At 53.3% G+C, this 25,600-nt stretch carries 15 protein-coding genes, 22 tRNA genes and 1 rRNA gene (1 of these 38 cut by a window edge); 32 read left to right on the forward strand and 6 right to left on the reverse strand.

Annotated elements, in window-relative coordinates; all coding sequences use genetic code 11:
- The 23 genes from KXU80_RS20195 to KXU80_RS20305 form a co-directional block, all read left to right on the forward strand.
- Positions 1-2,907, forward strand: a 23S ribosomal RNA gene (locus KXU80_RS20195); it begins 21 nt to the left of the window's first position.
- Between the two features lie 113 nt (positions 2,908-3,020).
- Positions 3,021-3,097 (forward strand) — tRNA-Ile (locus KXU80_RS20200).
- A gap of 8 nt (positions 3,098-3,105) precedes the next feature.
- Positions 3,106-3,181, forward strand: a tRNA-Ala gene (locus tag KXU80_RS20205).
- Between the two features lie 16 nt (positions 3,182-3,197).
- Positions 3,198-3,273, forward strand: a tRNA-Asn gene (locus KXU80_RS20210).
- A 5-nt stretch (positions 3,274-3,278) separates the two neighbouring features.
- Positions 3,279-3,369: transfer RNA gene (locus tag KXU80_RS20215), tRNA-Ser, on the forward strand.
- Positions 3,370-3,387: 18 nt separating this feature from the next.
- Positions 3,388-3,462, forward strand: a tRNA-Glu gene (locus tag KXU80_RS20220).
- Between the two features lie 17 nt (positions 3,463-3,479).
- Positions 3,480-3,555: transfer RNA gene (locus KXU80_RS20225), tRNA-Val, on the forward strand.
- Between the two features lie 16 nt (positions 3,556-3,571).
- Positions 3,572-3,648: transfer RNA gene (locus KXU80_RS20230), tRNA-Met, on the forward strand.
- A 33-nt stretch (positions 3,649-3,681) separates the two neighbouring features.
- Positions 3,682-3,758 (forward strand) — tRNA-Asp (locus tag KXU80_RS20235).
- Between the two features lie 14 nt (positions 3,759-3,772).
- A tRNA-Phe gene (locus KXU80_RS20240) sits at positions 3,773-3,848 on the forward strand.
- A 28-nt stretch (positions 3,849-3,876) separates the two neighbouring features.
- Positions 3,877-3,952, forward strand: a tRNA-Thr gene (locus KXU80_RS20245).
- Positions 3,953-3,956: 4 nt separating this feature from the next.
- Positions 3,957-4,041 (forward strand) — tRNA-Tyr (locus tag KXU80_RS20250).
- Between the two features lie 12 nt (positions 4,042-4,053).
- Positions 4,054-4,127: transfer RNA gene (locus tag KXU80_RS20255), tRNA-Trp, on the forward strand.
- 25 nt (positions 4,128-4,152) lie between these two features.
- Positions 4,153-4,228 (forward strand) — tRNA-His (locus KXU80_RS20260).
- Between the two features lie 26 nt (positions 4,229-4,254).
- Positions 4,255-4,330 (forward strand) — tRNA-Gln (locus KXU80_RS20265).
- 7 nt (positions 4,331-4,337) lie between these two features.
- Positions 4,338-4,410 (forward strand) — tRNA-Lys (locus KXU80_RS20270).
- A gap of 13 nt (positions 4,411-4,423) precedes the next feature.
- Positions 4,424-4,509, forward strand: a tRNA-Leu gene (locus tag KXU80_RS20275).
- Between the two features lie 12 nt (positions 4,510-4,521).
- Positions 4,522-4,608 (forward strand) — tRNA-Leu (locus KXU80_RS20280).
- 3 nt (positions 4,609-4,611) lie between these two features.
- Positions 4,612-4,686, forward strand: a tRNA-Gly gene (locus KXU80_RS20285).
- Between the two features lie 4 nt (positions 4,687-4,690).
- Positions 4,691-4,761 (forward strand) — tRNA-Cys (locus KXU80_RS20290).
- 21 nt (positions 4,762-4,782) lie between these two features.
- A tRNA-Pro gene (locus KXU80_RS20295) sits at positions 4,783-4,859 on the forward strand.
- 13 nt (positions 4,860-4,872) lie between these two features.
- Positions 4,873-4,943, forward strand: a tRNA-Gly gene (locus tag KXU80_RS20300).
- 156 nt (positions 4,944-5,099) lie between these two features.
- Positions 5,100-5,753, forward strand: a complete 654-nt coding sequence (locus KXU80_RS20305) for a M48 family metallopeptidase (RefSeq protein WP_219834961.1) — start codon at positions 5,100-5,102, stop codon at positions 5,751-5,753.
- Positions 5,754-6,090: 337 nt separating this feature from the next.
- Here the strand turns inward: KXU80_RS20305 and KXU80_RS20310 are convergent, their stop codons facing one another.
- Positions 6,091-6,360 carry a hypothetical protein gene (locus KXU80_RS20310; RefSeq protein WP_219834962.1) on the reverse strand — a complete coding sequence of 90 codons (270 nt, stop codon included), beginning with the start codon at positions 6,358-6,360 and terminating at the stop codon, positions 6,091-6,093.
- A 38-nt stretch (positions 6,361-6,398) separates the two neighbouring features.
- On the opposite strand from KXU80_RS20310, the gene KXU80_RS20315 reads away from it, so the two are divergent.
- The 4 genes from KXU80_RS20315 (at position 6,399) to KXU80_RS20330 (ending at position 17,296) form a co-directional block, all read left to right on the forward strand.
- Positions 6,399-8,177, forward strand: a complete 1,779-nt coding sequence (locus KXU80_RS20315) for a methyl-accepting chemotaxis protein (protein ID WP_219834963.1) — start codon at positions 6,399-6,401, stop codon at positions 8,175-8,177.
- 849 nt (positions 8,178-9,026) lie between these two features.
- Positions 9,027-12,371: a S8 family serine peptidase gene (locus KXU80_RS20320; RefSeq protein WP_219834964.1), complete on the forward strand. Its 3,345-nt coding sequence runs from the start codon at positions 9,027-9,029 to the stop codon at positions 12,369-12,371.
- Positions 12,372-12,414: 43 nt separating this feature from the next.
- Entirely contained in the window at positions 12,415-16,578 is a 4,164-nt protein-coding gene (locus tag KXU80_RS28320) for a S8 family serine peptidase (RefSeq protein WP_219834965.1), read from the forward strand.
- A 184-nt stretch (positions 16,579-16,762) separates the two neighbouring features.
- Positions 16,763-17,296, forward strand: coding sequence for a TetR/AcrR family transcriptional regulator (locus tag KXU80_RS20330; RefSeq protein WP_258171081.1), 534 nt, complete (start codon positions 16,763-16,765; stop codon positions 17,294-17,296).
- 55 nt (positions 17,297-17,351) lie between these two features.
- Here KXU80_RS20330 and KXU80_RS20335 read toward each other — a convergent pair whose 3' ends face one another.
- The 3 genes from KXU80_RS20335 to KXU80_RS20345 all read right to left on the reverse strand — a co-directional run bounded on the left by KXU80_RS20335 (position 17,352) and on the right by KXU80_RS20345 (position 18,708).
- Entirely contained in the window at positions 17,352-17,747 is a 396-nt protein-coding gene (locus KXU80_RS20335) for a VOC family protein (protein WP_219839134.1), read from the reverse strand.
- A gap of 137 nt (positions 17,748-17,884) precedes the next feature.
- Positions 17,885-18,295 carry an ImmA/IrrE family metallo-endopeptidase gene (locus KXU80_RS20340; RefSeq protein ID WP_219834967.1) on the reverse strand — a complete coding sequence of 137 codons (411 nt, stop codon included), beginning with the start codon at positions 18,293-18,295 and terminating at the stop codon, positions 17,885-17,887.
- 20 nt (positions 18,296-18,315) lie between these two features.
- On the reverse strand, positions 18,316-18,708 hold the full coding sequence (locus KXU80_RS20345) for a helix-turn-helix domain-containing protein (RefSeq protein ID WP_219834968.1): 393 nt from the start codon (positions 18,706-18,708) through the stop codon (positions 18,316-18,318).
- A 257-nt stretch (positions 18,709-18,965) separates the two neighbouring features.
- On the opposite strand from KXU80_RS20345, the gene KXU80_RS20350 reads away from it, so the two are divergent.
- Entirely contained in the window at positions 18,966-19,370 is a 405-nt protein-coding gene (locus KXU80_RS20350; RefSeq protein ID WP_219834969.1) for a DUF1492 domain-containing protein, read from the forward strand.
- 218 nt (positions 19,371-19,588) lie between these two features.
- Positions 19,589-20,083: a phage holin family protein gene (locus tag KXU80_RS20355; RefSeq protein ID WP_258171082.1), complete on the forward strand. Its 495-nt coding sequence runs from the start codon at positions 19,589-19,591 to the stop codon at positions 20,081-20,083.
- Positions 20,084-20,114: 31 nt separating this feature from the next.
- On the opposite strand, the gene KXU80_RS20360 is transcribed toward KXU80_RS20355, so the two are convergent.
- Complete coding sequence (locus tag KXU80_RS20360) at positions 20,115-21,767, reverse strand: sulfatase-like hydrolase/transferase (RefSeq protein ID WP_219839136.1); 1,653 nt, start codon at positions 21,765-21,767, stop codon at positions 20,115-20,117.
- A gap of 66 nt (positions 21,768-21,833) precedes the next feature.
- On the opposite strand from KXU80_RS20360, the gene KXU80_RS20365 reads away from it, so the two are divergent.
- The 3 genes from KXU80_RS20365 to KXU80_RS20375 all read left to right on the forward strand — a co-directional run bounded on the left by KXU80_RS20365 (position 21,834) and on the right by KXU80_RS20375 (position 24,566).
- A tRNA-Lys gene (locus KXU80_RS20365) sits at positions 21,834-21,905 on the forward strand.
- Between the two features lie 153 nt (positions 21,906-22,058).
- Positions 22,059-23,786 carry a hypothetical protein gene (locus tag KXU80_RS20370; RefSeq protein ID WP_219834970.1) on the forward strand — a complete coding sequence of 576 codons (1,728 nt, stop codon included), beginning with the start codon at positions 22,059-22,061 and terminating at the stop codon, positions 23,784-23,786.
- Positions 23,787-23,801: 15 nt separating this feature from the next.
- Positions 23,802-24,566, forward strand: a complete 765-nt coding sequence (locus KXU80_RS20375; RefSeq protein WP_219834971.1) for a hypothetical protein — start codon at positions 23,802-23,804, stop codon at positions 24,564-24,566.
- Positions 24,567-24,612: 46 nt separating this feature from the next.
- Here KXU80_RS20375 and KXU80_RS20380 read toward each other — a convergent pair whose 3' ends face one another.
- Positions 24,613-25,464, reverse strand: coding sequence for an alpha/beta fold hydrolase (locus KXU80_RS20380; RefSeq protein WP_219834972.1), 852 nt, complete (start codon positions 25,462-25,464; stop codon positions 24,613-24,615).
- Between the last annotated feature and the right edge of the window lie 136 nt (positions 25,465-25,600).

Here is a 25,600-nt window from a genome sequence, read left to right on the forward strand (position 1 = left end):
CGGAGGATGCCTAGGCGCTAGGAGCCGAAGAAGGACGTGGCGAACAACGAAATGCCTCGGGGAGCCGTAAGCAGGCTTTGATCCGGGGATGTCCGAATGGGGAAACCCGGCTGGAGTAATATCCAGTCACCTGTTACTGAATACATAGGTAACATGGAGGCACACCAGGGGAACTGAAACATCTAAGTACCCTGAGGAAGAGAAAACAATAGTGATTCCGTCAGTAGCGGCGAGCGAACGCGGATTAGCCCAAACCAAGGAGCTTGCTCCTTGGGGTTGTAGGACGTCTCACATGGAGTTACAAAGGTGTTGGCTAGACGAAGAGGTCTGGAAAGGCCCGCTATAAGAGGTAAAAGCCCTGTAGTCCAAAGTCAGCACTCTCCGAGACGGATCCTGAGTACCGCGAGACACGTGAAACCTCGTGGGAATCCGGCAGGACCATCTGCCAAGGCTAAATACTCCCTAGCGACCGATAGCGAAGCAGTACCGTGAGGGAAAGGTGAAAAGCACCGCGGAAGCGGAGTGAAACAGAACCTGAAACCGTGCGCTTACAAGAAGTCAGAGCCCTCTATATGGGTGATGGCGTGCCTTTTGTAGAATGAACCGGCGAGTTACGTTCCCATGCAAGGTTAAGGTGAAGAGCCGGAGCCGCAGCGAAAGCGAGTCTGAATAGGGCGAATGAGTATGTGGACGTAGACCCGAAACCGTGTGATCTACCCCTGTCCAGGGTGAAGGTGCGGTAACACGCACTGGAGGCCCGAACCCACGCATGTTGAAAAATGCGGGGATGAGGTGGGGGTAGCGGAGAAATTCCAATCGAACTCGGAGATAGCTGGTTCTCCCCGAAATAGCTTTAGGGCTAGCCTCGGAATTTAGAGTCGTGGAGGTAGAGCACTGATTGGGTGCGGGGCCCGCCAAGGGTTACCAAGTCCAGTCAAACTCCGAATGCCATGTACTTATATCCGGGAGTCAGACAGTGAGTGCTAAGATCCATTGTCAAGAGGGAAACAGCCCAGACCATCAGCTAAGGTCCCCAAGTGTGTGTTAAGTGGGAAAGGATGTGGAGTTGCAAAGACAACCAGGATGTTGGCTTAGAAGCAGCCACCATTTAAAGAGTGCGTAATAGCTCACTGGTCGAGTGACTCTGCGCCGAAAATGTAACGGGGCTAAACACACCACCGAAGCTATGGCTTGCAACTTATGTTGCAGGGGTAGGGGAGCGTTGAATGTACGTTGAAGTCAGACCGTAAGGACTGGTGGAGCGCATTCAAGTGAGAATGCCGGTATGAGTAACGAAAAGACAAGTGAGAATCTTGTCCGCCGTAAGACTAAGGTTTCCTGAGGAAGGCTCGTCCGCTCAGGGTAAGTCGGGACCTAAGGCGAGGCCGAAAGGCGTAGTCGAAGGACAACAGGTTGATATTCCTGTACCACCGTAAGCCGTTACGAGCAATGGGGTGACGCAGAAGGATAGTGACGCGGGCTGATGGATGCCCGTCCAAGCAGTGAGGCTGATGTGTAGGCAAATCCGCACATCGATAAGGCTGGGCTGTGATGGGGAGCGAAAATTGCAGTAGCGAAGGTCATGAGTTCAGGCTGCCAAGAAAAGCCTCTAGCCAGGTGAAGGTGCCCGTACCGCAAACCGACACAGGTAGTCGAGCAGAGTATGCTAAGGCGCTCGGAAGAACTCTCGTTAAGGAACTCGGCAAAATGACCCCGTAACTTCGGGAGAAGGGGTGCCTCGGTAGGGTGAATAGCCCGAGGGGGCCGCAGTGAAAAGGCCCAAGCGACTGTTTAGCAAAAACACAGGTCTGTGCGAAGCCGTAAGGCGAAGTATACGGGCTGACGCCTGCCCGGTGCTGGAAGGTTAAGGGGAGTGGTTAGCCGCAAGGCGAAGCTATGAACCGAAGCCCCAGTAAACGGCGGCCGTAACTATAACGGTCCTAAGGTAGCGAAATTCCTTGTCAGGTAAATTCTGACCCGCACGAATGGCGTAACGACTTGGGCGCTGTCTCAACGAGAGATCCGGTGAAATTTTAATACCTGTGAAGATGCAGGTTACCCGCGACAAGACGGAAAGACCCCATGGAGCTTTACTGCAGCTTGATATTGGACTTTGGTACGATCTGTACAGGATAGGTGGGAGCCTAAGAAGCCGGAGCGCCAGCTTCGGTGGAGGCAACGTTGGGATACCACCCTGATCGTATCGGAGTTCTAACCTGGTACCGTAATCCGGTACAGGGACCGTGTCAGGTGGGCAGTTTGACTGGGGCGGTCGCCTCCTAAAATGTAACGGAGGCGCCCAAAGGTTCCCTCAGAATGGTTGGAAATCATTCGCAGCGTGCAAAGGCATAAGGGAGCTTGACTGCGAGACCTACAAGTCGAGCAGGGACGAAAGTCGGGCTTAGTGATCCGGTGGTACCGAATGGAAGGGCCATCGCTCAACGGATAAAAGCTACCCTGGGGATAACAGGCTTATCTCCCCCAAGAGTCCACATCGACGGGGAGGTTTGGCACCTCGATGTCGGCTCATCGCATCCTGGGGCTGAAGTAGGTCCCAAGGGTTGGGCTGTTCGCCCATTAAAGCGGTACGCGAGCTGGGTTCAGAACGTCGTGAGACAGTTCGGTCCCTATCTGTCGTGGGCGTAGGAAATTTGAGAGGAGCTGTCCTTAGTACGAGAGGACCGGGATGGACGCACCGCTGGTGTACCAGTTGTTCCGCCAGGAGCACCGCTGGGTAGCCAAGTGCGGACGGGATAAGCGCTGAAAGCATCTAAGCGTGAAGCCCCCCTCAAGATGAGATTTCCCAATTCGTAAGACCCCTGGTAGACGACCAGGTTGATAGGTTCGAGGTGGAAGTGCAGTAATGCATGTAGCTGACGAATACTAATCGGTCGAGGGCTTATCCTAACGTCTTTCACAGAGACAACCAGCTAATTGTTTTGCATGAAATCATATTCAGTTTTTAGGGTGTCATCTTTACATAGATTGAAGGTACACCCACCTCGTAGTGGGTTTTTTATTGGCCTTTAGCTCAGCTGGTTAGAGCGCACCCCTGATAAGGGTGAGGTCGGTGGTTCGAGTCCACTAAGGCCAACCATTCCCTTTGGGGCCATAGCTCAGCTGGGAGAGCGCCTGCCTTGCAAGCAGGAGGTCAGCGGTTCGATCCCGCTTGGCTCCACCAAGATTGTTCAACCTATTCCCTGATAGCTCAGTTGGTAGAGCACTCGACTGTTAATCGAGTTGTCACAGGTTCGAGTCCTGTTCGGGGAGCCATTTCTGGAGAGCTGTCCGAGTGGTCGAAGGAGCACGATTGGAAATCGTGTATACGTTAACCGCGTATCGAGGGTTCGAATCCCTCGCTCTCCGCCAGAACTTTTATCGTGATCAGGCCCGTTGGTCAAGTGGTTAAGACACCTCCCTTTCACGGAGGTAACAGGGGTTCGAGTCCCCTACGGGTCACCATCTTCATCTTTCTTTCTGGAGGCTTAGCTCAGCTGGGAGAGCATCTGCCTTACAAGCAGAGGGTCGGCGGTTCGATCCCGTCAGCCTCCACCATAAATGTTTACAATGACGCGGGGTGGAGCAGCCCGGTAGCTCGTCGGGCTCATAACCCGAAGGCCGCAGGTTCAAATCCTGCCCCCGCAACCAATTACCTTCGGTGTGAGCCGAGAATTATAATGTGGAGCCGTGGTGTAGTGGCCCAACATGCCTGCCTGTCACGCAGGAGACCGCGGGTTCGAATCCCGTCGGCTCCGCCATTATAACCAAGTACGGCTCGGTAGCTCAGTCGGTAGAGCAGAGGACTGAAAATCCTCGTGTCGGCGGTTCGATTCCGTCCCGAGCCACCATTTTAGACAAGCAATAATGGAATAACTTGCCGGTGTAGCTCAGTTGGTAGAGCAACTGACTTGTAATCAGTAGGTCGGGGGTTCGAATCCTCTCGCCGGCACCATCATGGAGGATTAGTGAAGTGGCTAAACACGGCAGACTGTAAATCTGCTCTCTCTGAGTTCGGTGGTTCGAATCCATCATCCTCCACCACTTTTCTTACCTAGGGGCATAGTTTAAGGGTAGAACAGCGGTCTCCAAAACCGTTAGTGTGGGTTCAATTCCTGCTGCCCCTGCCAATTGAATGTTGTTAGTTGTTATATGGCGATCGTGGCGAAGTGGTTAACGCACCGGTTTGTGGATCCGGCATTCGTGGGTTCAATTCCCATCGGTCGCCCCATATTAACTAAACCAAAAGCTTTATGTTGGGGATTAGCCAAGCGGTAAGGCAACGGACTTTGACTCCGTCATTCCCTAGGTTCGAATCCTAGATCCCCAGCCATTTATTTGAGCCATTAGCTCAGTTGGTAGAGCACCTGACTTTTAATCAGGGTGTCGTAGGTTCGAGTCCTACATGGCTCACTTTTCTTGTTATGCGGTTGTGGTGGAATTGGCAGACACGCTATCTTGAGGGGGTAGTGCCCACCAGGCGTATGGGTTCGAGTCCCATCAACCGCACCATCAATCACATATGCGGTCATGGCGGAATTGGCAGACGCGCTAGATTCAGGTTCTAGTGTCAGCAATGACGTGGAGGTTCGAGTCCTCTTGACCGCACCATCTGCGGAAGTGGCTCAGCGGTAGAGCATCGCCTTGCCAAGGCGAGGGTCGCGGGTTCGATTCCCGTCTTCCGCTCCATCATGGCGCCATAGCCAAGTGGTAAGGCAAAGCTCTGCAAAAGCTTCACCCCCAGTTCGAATCTGGGTGGCGCCTTGAATGTTTTGTTTTCGATCGCGGGATGTAGCTCAGCTTGGTAGAGCACCTGGTTTGGGACCAGGGGGTCGCATGTTCAAATCGTGTCATCCCGACCATATCCTTATTATTGCGGGTGTAGTTCAATGGCAGAACTTCAGCTTCCCAAGCTGATGGTGTGGGTTCGATTCCCATCACCCGCTTTCCTATTTAACAGAAGCCTTTTATCCATCCGGATGAAAGGCTTCTTGTTGTTTACGGTTGCTGCGTACCGCCAGGTAGACGCCTGATAAACAGAGCGTTAGAATTGAAGAATCCCGCAATAGCTTTATTAATACGCAAAAGAAAAGATGGAGATTATGGAGATTCAACTTGAGCAGCGAACCATTGACGTTCATGTCGCATACGGCGCTGGGAAGAAGCTTTCCATCCATATCGAGCCTAACGGGTTCATTACGGTGAAGGCCCCCAACGGTACAAGCGACGAGCAGATCTTGCGCGCAGTAAGACAGCACGGACAGGCCATTACGGCACAACTGGATCGGCTTGAGAAAGCCCGTGAGGCGCTGCAGATGAAGGATTATCAAGAGGAGGGCAAGTTCCTCCACCTGGGGCAATATTGCCTTTTGAGTGATTTAATTAATACAACGGCACGGAATGAAGAAGAACTTAGACAGCGTTTGAAAAAGTTTTATTTTGCAAGCTGCAAGAAGGTTGTTTTGGAACGTATTCTAATATATCAAAAGCAGCTGAAAGTAACGCCTAAATCGATTGAAATTGTCGAGTCCAGCACGAAGTGGGGAAGCTGCAGCTCGAAGAAGCAGCTAACGTTTAACTACCGGCTAGCCATGGCCCCGATCGAGGTCATCGATTACGTCATTATTCATGAGCTATGCCATCTTGCGCATATGAATCACGATCGGTCATTCTGGAGATTGGTAGGGAGTATTATGCCGGACTATAAAGAGAAGGAAGCGTATCTGGCGCGATACGGACAGGCCATGACGCTTTAAGGTTTGCCCCGGCCTGTCTGTTTTCATCGGCTATTCGTTCAGAATGAGGTCGATTCTGTTTGCAATGAGCGTTGACGTTTGCCCCGTTGTGTTCTGACCCGCAGAAGAAGGCTCTGGCTTCATTTATAATCGTTTCGTTTATTTTCGAAGGCGTTCTGACCCAGTGAACAGCTCCCGTTAAATTCCCCTTCAACACATCCAGCTTTTCATTGTCCACACAGCCACTCCATGGATCGTACCCGATTGTTTCAGCTTGTCCACCTGCATGTCGTAAGCATTCTTGTTGATCGGGAATCCGCGGCTGTCGGCAGACGCATCGGCAACCGACTGCGCTACATCAATGCTGCTTGAACTCCCCCTTTTCCCGCAATTGCTGTTCCACATCCATAAAATCTTTCCACGTCCAGCTGCTGTCGTTAATCGGTACACCAGTCTTGGCGATTGCCGCGGTATCTCCGAGCTTGTCTAGATCAACGAGCAACCCGCGATGCGCATGGGCCTCCATAGGCAATATATCTAATTCGATCAAATCGGACCTTTGCCCACTAGAAGAAATATTTAACATCTCCGTTACATAAAAATGATAGGCATTTAATACCCAAGTCATAAACTTCTAGTTAAACAGACCTATTGGAGGATGTCATTATGTGGCGAAATGTCGTATATTTGTCGATGAAATGGAAGCTGATTTTAAGTTTCGCTGCCATTGCTCTTCTCTTTGCGGGAACGGCTCTTTACCAAGGCAATAAAACGAAGCTGGTAGAAGTATCGATGGAAACGCAAAAAGCGGAGATGGAGAACCGTATCACGGTGGCTAAAATCACGCAGCTGCTGCAAGAAATGAACGGTTTGGAAACCAACTTGGCCAAATCAAGCGATTTGGAAGCCGTTGATCCTTTTGCAGAGAAGAAAAAACAGCTGTTTGCCGAAATGGCATTGATTACGTTTGCGGCCGATACGGATTCCTATCAAAAATTGCAAGGCTTGCAAAGTCAGGGTAAGGCGTATACGGCCTACTTTGACGGTCTGGTGGATACGATGAACGATGTAGATCTGGATCCCATGGCTGCTCTGGATAAAATCGACGAGCTGCATACGAAGGCTATTGCGTTGAACCAAACGATGCTGAAGGACAATGAACAATTATATACGGCCGCTGCCGACAATGCCGAGCAGGCGCAGAGCCATTCTTTTGCATTGCTGAACCAGACGATGTCGATTTCCGTGTACGCGGCGGTATTCGTATTTATATTCACGATTGTGGTCGCGTTCCTGCTTATCCGTTCCTTCTTGCTCCCTGTGAACAAGCTGCAATCGGCGCTGCGGAAGATCGCCGATGGAGACCTGAGGCATCAGATCAACTCTTCTTCTAACGACGAGTTAGGCCGCCTGAGCCATCATTTCGATCACATGGTGAACAGAGTGCGGGACATGCTTCAGCAAACGCTTGCCGTCGCATCTTCGCTTTCCGCTTACTCGCGCTCATTTCAACAATCCTCTTCGATTACCGCCAATTCGAACCAAGATATCGTAAAGACCATACAGGAAATTTCCGTAGGCGCAGAGCAGCAGGCTGGGCAAACGGAACAAAGCGCCGGACTGATTCAGGAGCTGAACCAGGAAATCCATGCGATCACGGCATATACCGAAGCTATGCTGACGACAAGTAATGAGGCCAATCAGAATACCCGCAAAGGAGCTGCGGCTGTTACCGAATTGAAGAGAGCCTCCGAGTTCTCCCGCGATTCGATTGGCAAGGTGTATGAGGCTTTAAGCAGACTGACCGAGTTATCGAACCAAATCTCGAAAATCACGAATTCCATTACGGAAGTATCGAATCAAACGAATGTTCTCGCTTTGAACGCGGCTATCGAGGCGGCTCGGGCGGGGACCTATGGGAAAGGCTTTGCGGTGATTTCCGACGAAGTTAGGAAGCTGTCGGAGCAAACAAAGGAGTCATCCGTACATATTGGTATCATGATCGGCGAATTACATTCCGGCATGGAAACGTTCCAAACTCATATGCTGGAAACGAAAGCAAGCTTGGAGGAACAGGATCATAAAGTATCGGAAACGCTGTTCTCCTTCACTGTAATCGATCAATCGATTCAGGAAATCAGCAGGCAGATCGGGCAAATTCATCACAAGGCAGATACGACCCAGGCTAGAAATGCGACGCTCGCCGAAGCCGTTCAAAACGTAGCATCCATTGCGGAAGAAACAGCGGCGGCAGTTCAGGAAGTGAATGCTTCCAGTCTGCATCAGGACGGTGCGATTCGCGATATTGCCCGCCAAGCGGTCGACATCAATGAATTATCGCAAAGGCTGTACCAGGAAATAAGCGCGTTCAAAATCGAAGATGAAACCATAAAAGCAATTGCCGAAAGCCCAGAGAGGGCAGGGGAAACCGAAAAAGTAGCGTAGCGAATAGGAAGTAAGTCCGGCTCCACCATGAAAACCACATCCGCTCGAGGATGTGGTTTTTGCGTTCTCTGCCTTAGTATCGTCCGTATACAAAATAACGAGCCAGCTGGCTGTGCGGATCAGAGATAGCCTATATAGGCAGGGGAGTTGTACGGCAAACGGCTCACCGCTAATGGTCAGCTGCGTAAATCTAGTGCTCGCTCTGATATATCTATTTCGGATTTTGGTGTCAGAGATACGCAAGAATCACATGTTAAATAGAGCCCAATAGAGTCTGTGCTTCACTAAGTGAATGAATACGATAAAAAGATAGGAAAAAGGGGATGAGACGGCCATACCGTGCTCGCCGCAGAGGGATGCATAAACACAATTCTGAAGGAGCTGATGCTGAATAAGAGACTTCGATAACAAGGTATATGGCTATTTTCTAGAGGGCTAAAAACTGGTTAAATAGGGGAATGAAAAATCTATACGTAATACAATATAACACGAAATTTTATAATTGCTATACTATTTTCACGAAAGTTTAAAATAATATATTTATTGACTCGAAATATTAAGAGATTATATAATCTTCTCATAATTTGGATAGCCGTGTCATAAATAGTGACATGGGTTCGAGTTCTTGCGACAAGCTCCGCTTCGAGCTAGAGATGCGTTATTTTATCAACTGGTAAGTAGGTATTTAGGCAGTAGACTTATTAACTAGTTGGAAGATATAGATAGAGAGGTGGTACAGCACGGCGGGAACAGAATGAAATAGCTTCGCAATCATGTAATTCTATTAAGTGGTAAATAGGTATTCATTCACGGTCCTATTTAACTAATTCGGTGAAGAGGTGACAAGGCTTGACTAGAAAAAGTAAGAAAATGGCTTCTGCTCTTTTTTCTATGCTGCTTGCATTTGGAGTGGTAACACCTGCTTTAGCCATGGAATCTCAGTCAAACGATCCCATAAGAAAAAGCCAATGGACCGAGCCGCATGCGGCTGTTGATCCTACAATTCACAACAGCTCGAATACGCAAGCCGCGGAGCAAGCTTCTGCCGCGCTTCCTCCGTTCGCAAGCCCGTTGTCCGAAACACCAGTGTATGCTCCAGACCGTGTCATCGTGAAATATCGGACGGACTCGGCTTCCGCATTTACCGAGTCGCTCTCCACGCAAATTATTGGCGCCAGCTCGCTGTCCGTTCCGCATGCGGAGCTGCTGAAGCTCGCGGCCGGCACCGATGTACATAGCGTCATTCAAGAGCTGCTGAAGGATCCGAACGTGCTCTATGCGGAACCTGATTACAAGGTGTCCTCTGCGCTGAATCCGCAGACGTTCCGTCCGGCGGAAGAAGCGGCCGGAGCGGCTGCAGATGCCCCGGTCGGTTCCTCCGCAGGCGCCGCGGCTGCGGTCGGTTCGCCGATAATACCGAACGATCCGCTGTTCCACGAGCAATGGGCTCTGAATAACACTGGTCAAGTGCTTAATGATGGTGCAGTGCCCGGCGGTACGCCTGATATCGATATGGACCTGCCGGAAGCCTGGGAAATCACCCAGGGCAGCAAGGACGTCACCATAGCGGTCATCGGCAACGGTGCCAAAATCGACGTTCCCGATCTGGCTGGTCAAATTTGGACCAACGACAAGGAAACGCCTGGTAACGGTATCGACGATGATGACAATGGTCTCGTCGACGACGTGAACGGCTGGGACTTCATTCATGGCGACAACACGTTGTTCGATACGAGCGACGGTCTGAGCGACCTCTACGGTACAACGGTTACCGGTCAAATCGCCGCAGCGATGAACAATAGTGAAGGCATTGCCGGCGTCGCGCCCAATGTGAACGTCATGCCGCTCAAGGTCGTTTCCCCGGATGGCGGTTACTTCACGGATGTCGTAAATGCGATCCACTATGCCGAGTCTCACGGCGTCAAGATTGCCACGCTCGGCATTGTGTACAAATACCGCAGCAAGCTGGTCGAGGATGCCATCAACGCCTCCCACATGTTATTCGTCGCTCCGGCGGGCGAAAGCATGGGCAATTTCGGTCAGATCTTAAATACGGACTTGGATCCCGTGTATCCGGCTTCCTACGCGAGTCCGAACATGCTGTCGGTGACCGGCGTCGATATCCTCGGCAGCTTGGCTTTGAACAACGCGATCGGCCAATCGTCCGTTGACGTCGCCGCGCCGTCTGAATTGATTATCTCGACGGTGCCAGACATTAATGCCGGCTATGCTGCCCAAATCGATAACGGCACCTATAAAGCCTACTACAACGGCATCGGGTTTGAAGAAATTCCGATTAGCGATCCGCTATACGCCGGCCAGCGGCAGGACATGTTCGACCGCGCCATGAATTTCCTCAAGCCTGCAGGCGGCGCCGCGCCGACCATCCTGCTCGTAAACGACAGTCAGCGCAGTATAGGCGGCGGCGTCGGACCGACAGATTGGGAAAGCGATCCGATGGCGGTCTACGAAGGGCTGCTTCAGAAAGCCGGATATTCGTACGAAACCTTCACGACGCAGGACGAGAAATCTGAAGGACCGCCGCTTGAGAAGCTGCAGGGGCACGACATCGTTATCTGGTTCACTGGGACGGCGGGGACCATTAATGGCGCCAAGCTGATTACCGACAAAGACCAGGCCAACTTGACGGCTTACCTGAACGGCGGCGGACACTTGATGCTGACGGGTCAGGACGCCATTGACCAAAGTCCGAGATCTCCATTCGTGCGGGATGTGCTTGGATTGACGATCGTCAAGGAAGGCGGATACATTTTCAAGGGTTGGGGCGTGCCGGGCACCATCTACGACGGTCAAACCTATAGATTAATGGATTTTGCGTTGTTCTACGACACGGTCATCAGCAATAATCCGGGAATGACCACGATCAACCTGAAGAACAGCAACGGTAAATATAGCTATTCGCAAGGCACGCTGTACGCCGCAGCTTACGCTGCCGGTGTAGCCGGGCTGGTGCAAAGCCAGAATCTAGACATGAGCGCCGTCGACATTAAGCAACGCGTCATGACGAGCGGTAAATCCCTCGACAGCCTGAAGATGAATACGGTGAGCGGTAAGTTGATCAGTGCGTACCGCGCGCTCTGGAACAAGGATATCCCGGGCATGTCGCTGATCGATGCGTCCGTGACAGGACGACTTGATCAAGCGAATGATCCGAATCACGTGTACTCCGTCAATCTGAACGCCGGCGAGGAAGCGACCTTCTCCCTGACAGGCGCGGCAGGAACGGATTTCGATCTCATCCTCTACGATTCATCCGCGACAACGGTGGCGAGCAACGAAGGCGCGGTCGCTTATTCCGAGAAGCCGGGCACGTCTGCCGAATCCATCACATATCGCGCGGATAAGGCGGGCACATATTACATCAACGTCTATGCGATCGCCGGTGCCGGCACGTACTCCTTGAACGTGCAGTACAGCAATACGTCGAGCTCGCTCGAGGATAACGATCCGTCGCTGCTCTATGACGGAGATTGGACAACGCTGACGGATGCCTCCTATTCGGGCGGTACCATCAAGCAGCTCAACGGAGATGGCAGCGTACAATTCGGTTTTAGAGGCAACTTGTTCGAATGGATCGCTACAACGAACGACAAGCAAGGCATGGCCGAGGTCGTCATCGACGGCTTCACGATGGGGTACGGCAATCTGTACAGCAAGACGACGCAGCCGAAGCAGTCGGTGTTCAAAATGGTGCTCCCGAACGGACATCACGACATTCTCATTCGTGCCGCAGGCAGCTCGGGTCAAGTCAAGGCTATTAACGTGGATGCCTTCGCGTTCTCCAGCTTAATTTCGCCGACTGTGAGATCCGCGGACTACATCGGTCCGTGGGCGTACAAATTCGGCAAGCAATATCCGGACGGCTCCGAGAGCTACACGACGACGCAGGGCAGCTCCGCCGAATTCGGTTTCACGGGCACGAAGGTCACGCTCTGGTCCACGACGAACAGCAACCGCGGCATGGTGAATATCTATATCGACGGCAGATCGGTAACGCCGACGCCAGTCGATTTGTACAGCGAGAAGCTTCACTATCAGGTGCCAGTCTTCACGTCGGGCGAACTCGCCGCCGGTTATCACAAAATCAAAATCGTGCATGCGGGAGTGGCCAATCCGAAGTCGAGCGGCCGTGTTGTCACGATCGACGGTTTGGATGTCCTGAATTTGAGCTAACTGCGAGAGGCTATTAATCTGATCCGAAATGGGGTACCTGAACGTGAATCGATCACTTCTCAAAAAATCATTGTCGCTCGCGACGGTCTCGCTGCTCGCCGGGAGCCTTGCCGTTCCGAGCTTGCCTGCAGCGCACGCCGTCTCGTTAGAAAGACCATCCGTGACCAAGGAAGACCTGCAGGCGGTAAGCCGCATGCTGCAAGCGGCTGGACCCGAAGCCAGTACCAGCGCGGTTCCGGGTGAGGTGTATGTATCCGAGGACATCAACATCAAGTCCACGAACGAAATCAACGTCATTGTCCAATTAAGCGGCCAGCCGGCCGCAGTTGGGCGGTACGCGGGCCAGCTCGGCTTCAAGAAGCTGGCAGCAGAGTCGACAGAGGCTGCCGTTAAGACCGAGCAGGATGCTTTCGTGCGCAGCGCGCAGACGAGCAGCGTTTCGTTTAAGGTCGATCGTCGCTTCAACACGGTCCTGAACGGGATGGAAATTACGATCCGCGCAGACCAGATCCCGCAGCTCGCCAAGCTGCCCGGCGTGAAGTCCGTTCATCCGAACATCCGGTACTATCCGGCCGATGTGCCTGACAGCTATCAAGCCGCAGCGGGCTCGTCTACGATCGATACGGTGCCGCTCGAGCAAATCGGTGTCACGAAGGCATGGGAGCGGGGGATCACGGGCAAGGGCTTGAAGGTCGGCGTTATCGATACCGGCATTGACTACATGCACCCTGATCTCGTCGGCAATTACGTCAAGGATGGCGGCTACGATGCCATCAACCAGGACAACGATCCGTACGAAGATTTGCCCGACGGCGAATACGAAGGATCTCACCACGGTACGCACGTATCGGGCACCATCGCCGGGACGGCTTCGAATACGGCTGAGCATGTACAGAAGGGCGTCGCCTATGAAGCAAAGCTGTACGCCTACAAAGTGCTAGGGCCGGAAGGCGGTACGTCCGCTCAGGTCATCGACGGGATCGAGCATGCCGTCGAAGACAAGATGGACGTCATCAACCTCTCCTTGGGGAGCGATCTTGAGAAGGATCCCAACTCTCCCGACTCTATTGCGGTAAACAACGCCGTACTGGCGGGCGTCGTGGCGGTCGTTGCGAATGGCAATGCCGGCGCAGGCAATCATTATTATTATTCCATGGGTTCACCGGCGTCCGCGCAATTGGCAATCTCCGTCGGTGCGGTCACGAGCAACAGCATCCGCGTGGCGGGAACGGTGCACAGCGCCGTCGGAACAGAAGCTTACGATAACAGCCTCAGCTTGATGGGCTGGGAGTCGGACAAAGAGAACTTCAACGAGATGTTCGGCACAGGTCCGATTCAGGGCGTCTATGTCGGTCTCGGATCGAATGACGAGTATAAGGGTCTAACAAAAGAGTTCCTGGCCGACAAAATCGTCTTCATCTCCCGAGGAAACCTTACCTTCGACGAGAAAGTGAAGAACGCCGCTAAGCACGGCGCGAAAGCCGCGGTCATCTTCAACGGCAACGCGGTGGCGCCGAATGTCTTCGAAGTCGACCTTTCGGATGACATCAAGGATCGAAACGGTGCAATCGGACCGATCGCGTTCCTCGGTGACACCTACGACTATATCCCGACATTCGACATGCCGGGCAAGATGGGCCGTTCCCTAGCCCGCGCGCTGAAGAACCAGCCGGGTCAGGTGCTGCAATTTACGATGTCGAACGACTTCGCGAAAACGACGGTGGCAGGCGACCGCATGGCGGAATTCAGCTCCAGAGGCCCGAACTCGGACGGCAACTACGGCATCAAGCCGGATCTAAGCGCGCCTGGCGTGCAGATCTTCTCGTCGGTACCTGCCTACGGATTGGCGAATCCCGATGCGAGCTACGACAAGGCTTACGCCAAGCTGAGCGGCACGAGTATGGCGACGCCGCATGTGGCGGGTCTCGCCCTGCTGATTAAGCAGGCGCATCCGACATGGACGCCGACCGACATCCGTGCGGCGCTGGCGAACACGGCGGAAGAAATCGTCGATGAGAACGGCAAGCCGTACGACGTTTATTCGCAAGGCGCAGGCCGGGTCGACGTGATGAACGCGATCGATACGCGCGCCATCATCGAATCCCTGGACAATATTACGATTTACGACGATAAAATGGACCCGACGGTCATCCCGAGCGAAGCGAGCAGCGTAAGCTTCGGCATGGTGAAACCAGGGGCCAATGCGGAGAGTAAGCCGCTGCGCGTCAAGAACCTATCGAACGTGTCCGTGACCTACAACGCTAAGGTCGTGATGCATTCGTCGGTGACGTCGGATCCGTCGGATCCGATTCCGACGCCGGACCCCGCTGCAATCACAGCGAAGCTGGGAGGGATTTCCGGCAATCAAATCACGGTAGGCGCGAATGGCATCGTGGAGTTTAACCTGTCCGCGGCTGCCATCGCAGAGGCGAAGGACGGCGTGTACGAAGGCGAAGTGCTGCTCGAGAGCAATGGGATTCCTTCCCTGCACCTGCCGTTCGTCATTCACGTCGGCAAATCGTCCGAAGACAACGACTTCCCGATTCAGAACCTGACACTCAGCAGCACGACCGTGTCCAAGGACGCGCCGATCGACATTACGGCATCACTCCCGACCGGCAAAATCAATTACATGTACGCCGCGATCTATGATATGAACGACCAGGCGCTGGGCTTCTTGGCTGAATATTATGATTTGGATAAAGAGAAGGACGTCTATAATCCGCTTCCTTCGGATTTCATCATTCCGGAATTTGACGGCTCTTATAACGTTGGTATCTTCTTGAACGACGGCAACAAGTATAACGAGCAGCTTCCGGAAGGGCGGTACAAGATAGCGCTTGTTGGTATTCAATATGACAAGGACTTTAATGTACTCGAAGATACGGCAGCATTTAAAACGTTCTACGTGAGCGGCGATTCAGGCAGTGTTCCGACACCGCCGACGGGATCGTATCCGAGCTTCCCGATCACGCCAAACGACGCGGCCTACAATAAAGATGTCGCCGCATCCGTAATCGAGGATGGGCAAACCGGCATCGCCATCGAGGCACAATCGAGCCAAGAAGGCACGCAATTGTCCGTGTCCGTTAAGGATGCTGACCTTCAGGCGGCGCTTAAAGACGCGAAGTCGCCTGTTGCTCTGACGATCGGAGCAGCTTCCAAGGACGCTTCCTCCGCGAAGGTGACGATCACGGCCGCGCAGGCGAAGCAGCTGAAGGAAGCGGCACTTACAGGCACGATCGTCTTTGCCTGGAACGATGCATCCGTCTCCCTGCCGCTCTCGGCCATGAGTTCGGTTTCCGAAGGCGCGGACCTTGTCATCACAATCAAGAAGGATGACGACAGCAAATCGGCGTTTACGAAGCAAGTGAAAGACGCTTCTATTCTTGGAACGCCTTACGTCTTCGAGGTAAGCAGCGTTCATGGCGCTGATTCCGAGCCGCTAACGCTGAAAGCCGGCGAAGCTGCAGTGAGATCGTTCCTGATCGAGAAGGGCATCGATACGAGTGGGGCAGGTGCGCTCTACCTCGAAGGCGGCAAGGCCTATCCGCTGCCGGCCAAAATCACAAAAACGAGCGACGGAGCATCCATCATGACCGTTCGCAGACCAGGCTTCTCGACTTACGCGGCGGCTTCGAGACATGTCTCTTTCACCGATATCGATAAATCCTGGGCTCGCGAAGATATCCAGTCGCTCGCGGACCAATTCCTGCTGAACGGCACGTCCGATCACGCTTACTCGCCGAAGGCCAACGTGACGCGCGCGCAATTGGCGTCGATGCTCGTTAGAGCGCTCGGCCTGCAAGCGCAAGCGGCGAATAGTCCGTTCAGCGACGTGAAGGCAAGCAGCTGGTACGCTTCCGACGTGACGACGGCCTATTCGGCTGGACTTGTCACAGGGGCGGATGGTAAGTTTAAGCCGGATGCGGCCATTACCCGTCAAGATTTGACGGTGATGCTGGCGAGAGCGATCAAGCTCATCGGCCTGCAAACGCCGAGTACATCCGACAAGCATGTGTATGCCGATGCCGCGCAGTTCAGCGGCTATGCGCAAGAGAGCATTCGCGCCGTAACCGATGCCGGCCTCATGAAGGGCATCGAATCGCAAGGCAGCTACTACTTCCGTCCAGCCGACACGGCGACGCGCGAAGCCGTGGCGAAAGTCTTGCACGATCTGCTTCAAGCATCCGGGCGGATTAACTAACAATACCCACAGGTCCTCCAAAGAGCTGCCGAGATGTTCTCGGCAGCTCTTTGCGCTGCGCGGGAGCAGGCAGATCGTCTTGACACGTATATACGAGTAAATTAAACTAACAATCATGATGAATCGAAAAACAGAGATTCTAGATTTGACCCTGCAGCTAATCCGGGAAAAAGGTTACGTGGCCATGAGCTACGATGATTTGTCCAAGAAGCTGGGCATAACCAAGGCGAGCATTCATTACTATTTTGAGAAAAAAGAAGATTTAGGAGTCGCCATTACCGAACGGGTGCAGCAAAGCTTGCAAAGTTTCTTCCTGCATATTAACAACGCAGCCTTGACTGTAGAAGAGAAGATGAAGCAGTTCATGGAGAAGCAGATCATGATGAGCGGGAATGGGATATGCCCGATCTCGTCGCTGCAATCGGATTTTGTTTCCCTGCCTGAAGTGATTCAACACAAGGTAGAGGAAGCAAGCAAGCTGGAATTAAAGATATTAGTGAGTATTTTTTCGGAAAAGTGTCCGAAGGGGAGTAGTATGCTTCAAAGCCCGCAGGATATTGAATTATTGGCGTATACCATTCTGTCTTGCATTAAAGGGGCGCTGCAATATAAACGTACGCTCAGTCGGGATGTACTGGCCCAAGTGATGGAGCAGATTATCTGTCTGGTTAAATTCAAATTCAATTGCAGCTCCGAATTGACGAACGGCTTTGCTTAGTCACCAATGCGAAAAACCCGGCCATGAGCGGCCGGGTTTTTCACGTTACGCTCAGCTATTTTGCATTCTCATCCGGCTGGTGAATACCGAAAACATTTCCTTCCGTATCCATGTAATAGCCCTGCCAGGCCATGCCGGGAAGAGCGTATTTCGGTAATGCGACCTTGCCTCCAAGACGCAGAATCTTCGCTTCCGTGGCATCATAATCTCCCACGCCCATGGTACAGGCATAACCATTCATCGCCTGGCCTGGGGCCGGGGAAGCGCCTTGGCGCTGCATCAATGCGCCGTTGATGCCAGGCTGGCCGGCATCGCCTGTCACGGCACCAAAATAAGGCATGCCGGCATAGCTGCTCCAATCCTCAAAGGTCCATTCAAATACGCCGCCATAAAATGCTTTCGCACGCTCCATGTCATCGACATGAATTTCGAAATGAACCAATCTTCCCATGATTTCCTCCTGTATTTTGGCTTCCTCATATCTTTCTCCTATCAGGGTTGCCTTTCCTACTTGGCTGCTAAACAAGTCATGGAAAATTTTATGACGGTCGGCGACCATTAGGCAAGCCGCTCCCGCGGCATCGGCCATTAAAAATAATACTTCTGCATTTCCTCCGGAATCCCATTGCGCTGCAGCAGGGATTCGATCGTATCGCCTTTGGCCAGCGCATCGCCGGCCGTAAGCAGGCGAACGGCAAATTTATTCGCTTGGCGCTCGTACTTGCCCACGTTGAAGAAGGACTGCTCGTCCAGCCAGAAGCGGCTGAAGCCGGGGTGCAGCCGATCATGAGCCAGTTCATGCGCGCAAACAAAGCGCTGCCAGTTCTCGTCCAGCTGGTCGTGAATCACGATGAATCTGCGGCGTAATTTCTTGAAATAGAGGCCTCGCGTGCCCGGACCCAGATCGGCAAAACGAATATGAATGCCGAGCCCTGCGGCGATTTCAAAGGGATCGTTGGATTGGAAGCGCCGGGTGAGTTTGGATATGATTTCATTCATGGCATCACCTATTCACGTCACTAATCTTCGGATGCGTTCGTTTTTTTTCGTTTGTTCATTTGCTTCGCTTCCCAGAACAAGCCGGTCAATACATCCATGACGCGCTGCCGCCCGATGTCGCTGATCGGTACCCCGTCGAACATGACCTCCTCGTCTTCTTCGAGCATCTGCTTAAAGTCGCGCTTGTCCTTGGCGGTTGCCCATGCCGGAATATCGGCAGGCCGTTCGAACCCGAGCAAATAATCCGGGCTGACGCCGTAGAAATTCGCCAGCTGGTTCAGCATTTCGACGCGGGGCTTGGCAATGTTATTCTCCCAGGCATTGTATCGCGCGCGCTTGATGCCCAGTTTATCCGCGACTTCGTACTGCGTGATTCCCTTGTCTTCCCGAAGCCGTATAAGTAATGGCCCCATACTCATCATAAGACCTCCAAAGAAATGATAAAGACAATTTACAGATAAATTAATTATCCATTATAATAAGGTCACCGGTGGGGAAAACTTTTCCTTCCCGTATTAGTGATAAAATAAATATCTTTTCGATGCTCATCTAATAGTTTAGATAATTTTATTTTGTAAGTCAACGCATTTCTTGGTGCGGTGCTGCTTAACGATGGCAGTGAGGATAATTTATTTATCAAATCTGAACAATCAAAGGAGATGTTAAAGGAATGAGCGAGCATGCCAAGAAAACAGCCGCACATATTCAAATGGAACAAGCTGTTATCGATCAGCTTCGTGCCTATAAGCGTATAAATGCACGCATTAAAATATTGGAGCGGCATCCGGTCGGGAACGGCATGTCGGATGCACGAACCGGGGATGATGCGGCAATTGCGCGCTTGAACGAGCTTCAGGAGCTGGAGAAGAAGAAAAAGGAAATCGAATGGGCGCTCGATGTCATGGAGGAGTACAAGCCCGAATACGGACGACTGCTTCGATTGGAGTTCACGCAGGATAAAACGCCTGCGGCGATGATGTACGACCTTGGTATTTCCCGCTCGACACTGTATGCCTGGAGGCAAAAAGCGCTTATAGCATACGAGTCTATCACTGGGATTAAGGTATCAGACTGATCCCGCTTGCATCGGGTTTGAAGGGAAAAGGACGAGCAGTCAGCTCGTCCTTTTCCCTGTTAAGCGAGTAGAAAGCGCCGCCGGCTGGTGAATTCTGGACAAACAGCGGACAGAAATCGCACATAAATAAGAACATGTGTTCTTGTTTATGTGTTACGATGTTCGTGAAAGAGAGCGGGTATACCCGTCCCGCTATTCCATTATTCAAAGGAGGAGAAATGATGAATCAACTCAAAGACCTACTGCTGAACGGCATGATTACGGCAGCCGGTAATGGTAAAGAAACGATCTGGAGCTCGGCAGCGGCTTCGGCCGGCGTCTGCATTACGAGCTGGCTGGGCGGCTGGGATAAGGCGCTTCAGGTACTGCTTGTTCTCATGCTGTCCGACTATGCGATAGGTATCCTCGGTGCTATTCGGCAGAAGAAGCTGAACAGCGAAGTCCTGTATTGGAATGGCATTCGCAAGGCGGTTTGCCTGTTCGTTGTCGGGCTGGCTTCGCTGCTGGACGATTGGAATCAGCCAGGTATGCCGCTCTTCCGCATGACGGCGATTTATTTCTATAGTGGTCGAGAGGGACTGTCGGTCATGGAGCATTTGGGCGAGATCGGAGTGCCGCTCCCGAAGACGGTCCGAGATCGTTTAGAGCAGCTAGTCGGGAAGGCGGAGGGGTCGAATCCAAACAAGGGAGTAAAGAAACCTAGAGACCACTAAGGTCTCGTGCGGCTTGATTCCCATCCGCCCCTTAATTGCCGCCAGGGGCTGCCGGACGCAGCCGCTTCGCCTGCCGCTGCTCTTCCAGCAGCCGTATCATCAACTGCAGGACAGGCAGCGTTTGAGGCGAGGCGAAGGCGGGATGGGCGAGGTTTCGAAGCTCGAGGTGGTCTGCCGTGACGTTATACAGCCCATACTCTTCTTGGACGGGGATGGTTTTTACGGATTTGACTGGCATCCTGGAGGCCGGATGGCCGGGCTGAACAATCTCGTCCTTAGCCCCCGGCTGACTCCAGAAGTCGCGATTATCGAAATATCGGGAGAGCTTCCACGTCTCCTGCCGGTCATGCGAACGCAGAACGGCGATGACGGTCTCGATATGGTTCGGCTGAATGACGGCAGGATAGGGGACGCCAAGCGTATTCGTCTGATGCTGGCCTCGGGTGATGTCGTCGTCGGTCATGAAATAGATGGGCTCATCAACAAGTGCGGCGCCTCCAAGGAAAGCAGACGTTAAGTCTCGGCCGACGAAAGGGCGGACTTCGCTGAATTTGGCACGAAGCCGCTCTTCAACGGCTCCCAGATCGATACCGGCGAGCCCCAGCATGGTAGGCAAGAGATCGACATGGCTCGTCAGCGCATGACAGCTTACGTAGGACGGAAACAACCGCTTGCTGTGGATGATAAGCGGGACATGCAGAGCCTCTTCATAAGCGGTGTACCATTTCTGGTGAAGACCGCCGTGGGCGCCGAGTAAATCGCCGTGATCCGAGGTGAAGATGACGATGGTATTGTCGTACATGGAAGAGCGGGTAAGCGCCTCGAATACGCGATGCATGGCTTGGTCGGCTTTCCGCTGCAGGCGGTAGTAGAGCTTGCGGTAGAACGGCTCGTTCGTAATCTGCTGCAGTGCTCGCGGATAGATATGCCGGTAGCTTGCTTGGCAGCGCGGTTTCGTATGCAGCGATTCGTTCATGCTCGGCGGGGGAGGGATAGGGGGCGTACCGTCCGCATCGAAATGAAAGGCGGGAAGGTGTTCGGTGAGGTCGCCGTACAGCACGATACCATGCGGATTGACGAAGGAAGCCACGATGAGCCATGGTGCCGCGGCATGGCCGCTCTGCTTCTGCTGTTCGAGCGCGGCTAGCAGCTGAGCGGCCTCCGCAGCATACACAACGTCTCTTCCGCTTACGCCGTATGCGGCGGAGGAAGCGGAATTGCGCGGATTCTTCCCGTGGGGCTCCGGGCCGATCCATCCGGAGAAGCCGTAGCTGTCAAGCGGGTCAGCATGTTTGTACAGAGCCGACTTCTGACGATCGGGAACGCCGTTGACTGGATTGTAGCTGGGCAAATCTTGGTGCGTACCGGGAACGGTGATATCCGCTTGCGAGATATGCCACTTTCCTTTGTAGTATGTCCGGTAGCCGGCCTCGCGAAAATAATTGCCCATCGTCGGCAGGGTGTTTCTGCCAAGCCAAAACATATCGGAATCAAACGCTTCCTTGGCAACCCCGGTCGTCTGGCTGACGCCGTGCAGGGATGGATAGTGACCGGTGAGCAAGGTCGCTCTGCTTGGGCAGCATGCGGCGCTGCCGATATAATGCCGTAAGTGAGAAATCGCAGGCGAAATTTCTCGTTGAAACGCAGCTGCCTTCGGCGTTTTTTTGCCACATAATAGCGCGATATTTCAACCTTACATGTATTGCCGGTTGCAATCATTGTCCATATAGTGTATAACTAACTTTATTGCAGGTCCGTAGCTCAATGGCAGAGCAACCGGCTCTTAACCGGTAGGTTGTGGGTTCGACCCCCACCGGGCCTATATGCTTGCAGCTAATCCCCCGTCGTTCGACGGGGGATTTTTTGCGTGCTCGTCTCACGTATTTTCTGTAACACCCCGTCCATTTATTGAAACTTTTTCCATATACATGCGTCGAATAGTTGTAGTAATTAGGGATGGTATAGAAGGGCGGCTATGATGAAACCTCATAAACGATCATGGATAATTAGTGTCGCTGTGTTGGCTCCGCTCCTGCTGATCGCGGTCATTCACCTTGCATGGGGGCAAAGGGAATCCGTGCATCCTCCTTCCCATGCATCTCCTCCATCCGCACCGGCAGCTGCGCCGTCCCCGCCGCCTCTTTCCTCCGCAGCTGCATCGACTGCTGCTAACTTTACGCCTCCTCAGGCCGAAGTAAACTCACCTCCCGCAGCACCTCATGAAGATGCCTTGAGCCCGGCATGCAAGATGGGGGCGAACGAACCGCAGGTGTTGTGGCAGGAAGAGCAGCGAATGATCTACGTGCAGAACTATCAGCTCTACTATACGAAGGACGGAACCGCCAAGCAGGTGCTTCACGATTGGAAAACCGCGCTTCCCTGCCGTGCTTGGCTGAATGGGGATGAGTTAATGATCGCTGCGCAGCTTCCAGAGGCGGATGCAGGGGAGTCGCAGCTGTCTGGCGTTTGGCTTATCGTGCAGACTGGCGCAGCACCAGCTGTTCTGTACGAGGAAAGTGAGCTCTTCGGACCGCGCGAGGTGCTCGCTGTCGGTCTTGTCGAAGACCCGTGCCTGTTCTTCGTAAAAGCGCGCAGCGGCAGCGATTATGTCGAGCTGGTATTTGATACGTCCAGCGGCCGTTCGACCGCATTCAGCGGGCGGCTGGATGCCGAATGGGCAAATCAGCTGGAACCGGATGTATACGCGCTCTCGGTCCTCAAGGTTTACCGACTGCCGGGAGACAGGGTGATCTATGCTTTCAAAGATAAGGACAGCGTCGTTCTGTACGATGGGAAGCCCTATTGGGTCAGGCGCTACAGGGGGCTTGAGTTGGTGGATGTGAAGCTGATGCCCCAGCTGGAGGACCCGCCGCAGTTAACGGCACTGCTTCGGGATGAAGCGGGCGCGGAATGGCTGTCACATCCCAATGATCTTGTCTTGCTCCCGGCGCCGCCAGGGATGTGGCAAGAGGATTGGAAGGCGCTGAATGCCTTTACGTTCACGCATGTATCCTCGGGCAAGCTCGAAGCAATTCAATACGAGGAGAAGGTTGCAGGACGGGAGGAACGGGACGATCCGCCGCGGCGTATCGCGTTCTCGACCGAAGGAGCGAAGCTGCTGTCTACCGAAGGTACGCTATTGACGTATGGGATTAACGGCGTTAAGCAATCGATTTCGTGGTATGACCTGATCCATGCCGAGAATGCCAAGCCGGAAGAGCTCTGGTCGTCTTCGCTTCCGGATTTCGCGGAGCTTACGACCAAGCAAACGACCCGGCCGCCGTGGAGCCCGAATACCGTGAGCCATCAGATTCCGGCATGGAGCTTCGAGGGACTGAATACGAACGCGCCGATTCCGGAGAAGCTTATGGAAGCCTTGGATAAGGCTTACCGCGAAGAAGACTACGGCTATGCCAAGGCGTTTCGTAAATGGGGACCCCAGTGGTACGTGCTGATCGACAACCATTTCTATTCGTTTAAGGACGGCGCGTTGAAGGCCATCGGAGATATGCCGATTACCCTTGCCGTTCAAATCGGAGAAGCCGCCGGCGGTCATGGCGCGCGCGACTTCGTCCGCTGGAAGGATGCTTGGTATGTCGCGGACACGGAAGCCTCGCGCGTGGTGAAGCTGAATGATAAGCTCGAGGTCGAGGCTGAGCTTGCCGTGCCAACGCCTTACCGGCTGACGGTCAAGGGAGGGTAGCTGCAGGTGGCTTCCATGGACCGGAGTTTGTCGGTCGATTCGGCGTTGAAGCTGAAGGACAGAGCAGCGCAGCCTTATGTGTCTACGCGCAGCAAGAAGAAGGTTGCATCCGACTTCCTGCCGCAGCAGTGGTACCGGGATGCGAAGAGCGGGCTGACCTGGTATGTGGTTCTAGACTGGCTGTACCAGTACGATGAAGGGAAGCAGACGTATCGGTCCTTCTATTTGGGCATGAACGAGAACGCAAGGGCACATGCGCGCATTATTCCTTATCAAGACGAAGTACTGGTGCTGCTGGACCGGCGCATGGAGCGGTTCGACAGGCAGGGCCATCGGATCAGCACGCTGGCTTACCCGCGTGTCCAGCCGGACGGCATCTATGCCAGCACCCCGCAAGGCGAGAATTCATGGGTGATGGATGAAGCGGCAGGAACCATCTATCTGGTGCAAGGCTATCGGGTTCTCGGCATCGATCTGAAGCGGAATGAAGCGAGGACCGTGTTCCGGCAAAGCTTTGCGGACATTGGCGAATTGTTGGTGCATAAGGGCAGCATTTACTTCCTGCTGCACAGCAATCAGATGGACTTCGATCGGCAGGGGCAGTCGAACGGGAAAGAGGCGAGCGCCAAGATGGTTACGGAAGTCGTGAGGCTCGGTCGTCAGACGCTTGGCCTCCACCGGTATTTCGTTAGGGGCTTCTACGATGTGCTGCGGCTGGACACTGCATCCGGCAGCGGTGAAGAAGCCCTGCCCGGCATGGTACTGACCGGCTACAACTGACGATTCAGAAGCGAAACGGCATGCCGCATGTTCCTTATTTCCAACCCTATACGTGCCCGAAGAAACGCTTGATCAGCTCCGCGACATGCCGGCTTTGTTCCTCCAGCACGAAATGCCCGCCGCACAAGAAACACGTTTCAATGACCTTCAAGTCTCGGCTAAAAGCGAGCGCGCCTTCCAACGTGAAAATAAAATCGTTTTTACCCCAGGCGACGAGCGTAGGAGGCTGATAAGTCCGCATGTACTGCTGCCAGGCGGGATATTGCTCGACGTTTGTTCGATAATCGTAGCCGAGCGCGAGCTGGATTTCACTGTTGCCGGGGCGGTCCAGGAAAAATTGGTCCATATTATAACCATCCGGGCTGATCAGGTAAGGCTGGCATACGCCGGTCAGATACTGCTTCTTGGTAAAATCGTACGTAACCAGCTGGGCGAACGCCGCTTCCGTTACCGGGTTCGGATCCGCCCACAGCGCCTTGAAGAGGTCGAACGGCTTGCCGAGTCCGCATTCATCTGCGACTGCATTCTGTATGACAAAACCAAGCACGCGCTGCGGATGGCGAATCGCCAGCCTGAATCCGACCGGGCCTCCGTAATCATGCATGTACAAGAAATAGCGAGCAATACCGAGCCCGGCGATCAGCTTCTCCATGATTATCGAGATGTTCTCGAAGGTATACGCGAATTCTTGGGTTGTCGGCATGCTGCTGCTGCCATAACCGGGGTAGTCCGGAGCGATGACGTGGAACCGGTCCGCGAGCAGCGGAATCAAGTCTCTGAACATATGGGAAGAGCTTGGAAATCCATGAAGCAGGATAATGGCGGGATGACTCGGAGAACCCGCTTCGCGAAAGAAAATATGCAAGCCGTCGATTTTCATTTTTTTATAAAGCACCATGCGGTCAACTTCCTTTCCGTAACGATCCTGTCCCGACCTAACTAAATTATGAGCTGCGGCAGCGTTTAATAACTTTGTTCGCCGCAAGCAGCCGTTTTTTTTGGGGGAATGGCTTGGATTCATGGTATAATCAACG

The organism is Paenibacillus sp. R14(2021), from assembly GCF_019431355.1.
Lineage (GTDB): Bacteria > Bacillota > Bacilli > Paenibacillales > Paenibacillaceae > Paenibacillus_Z.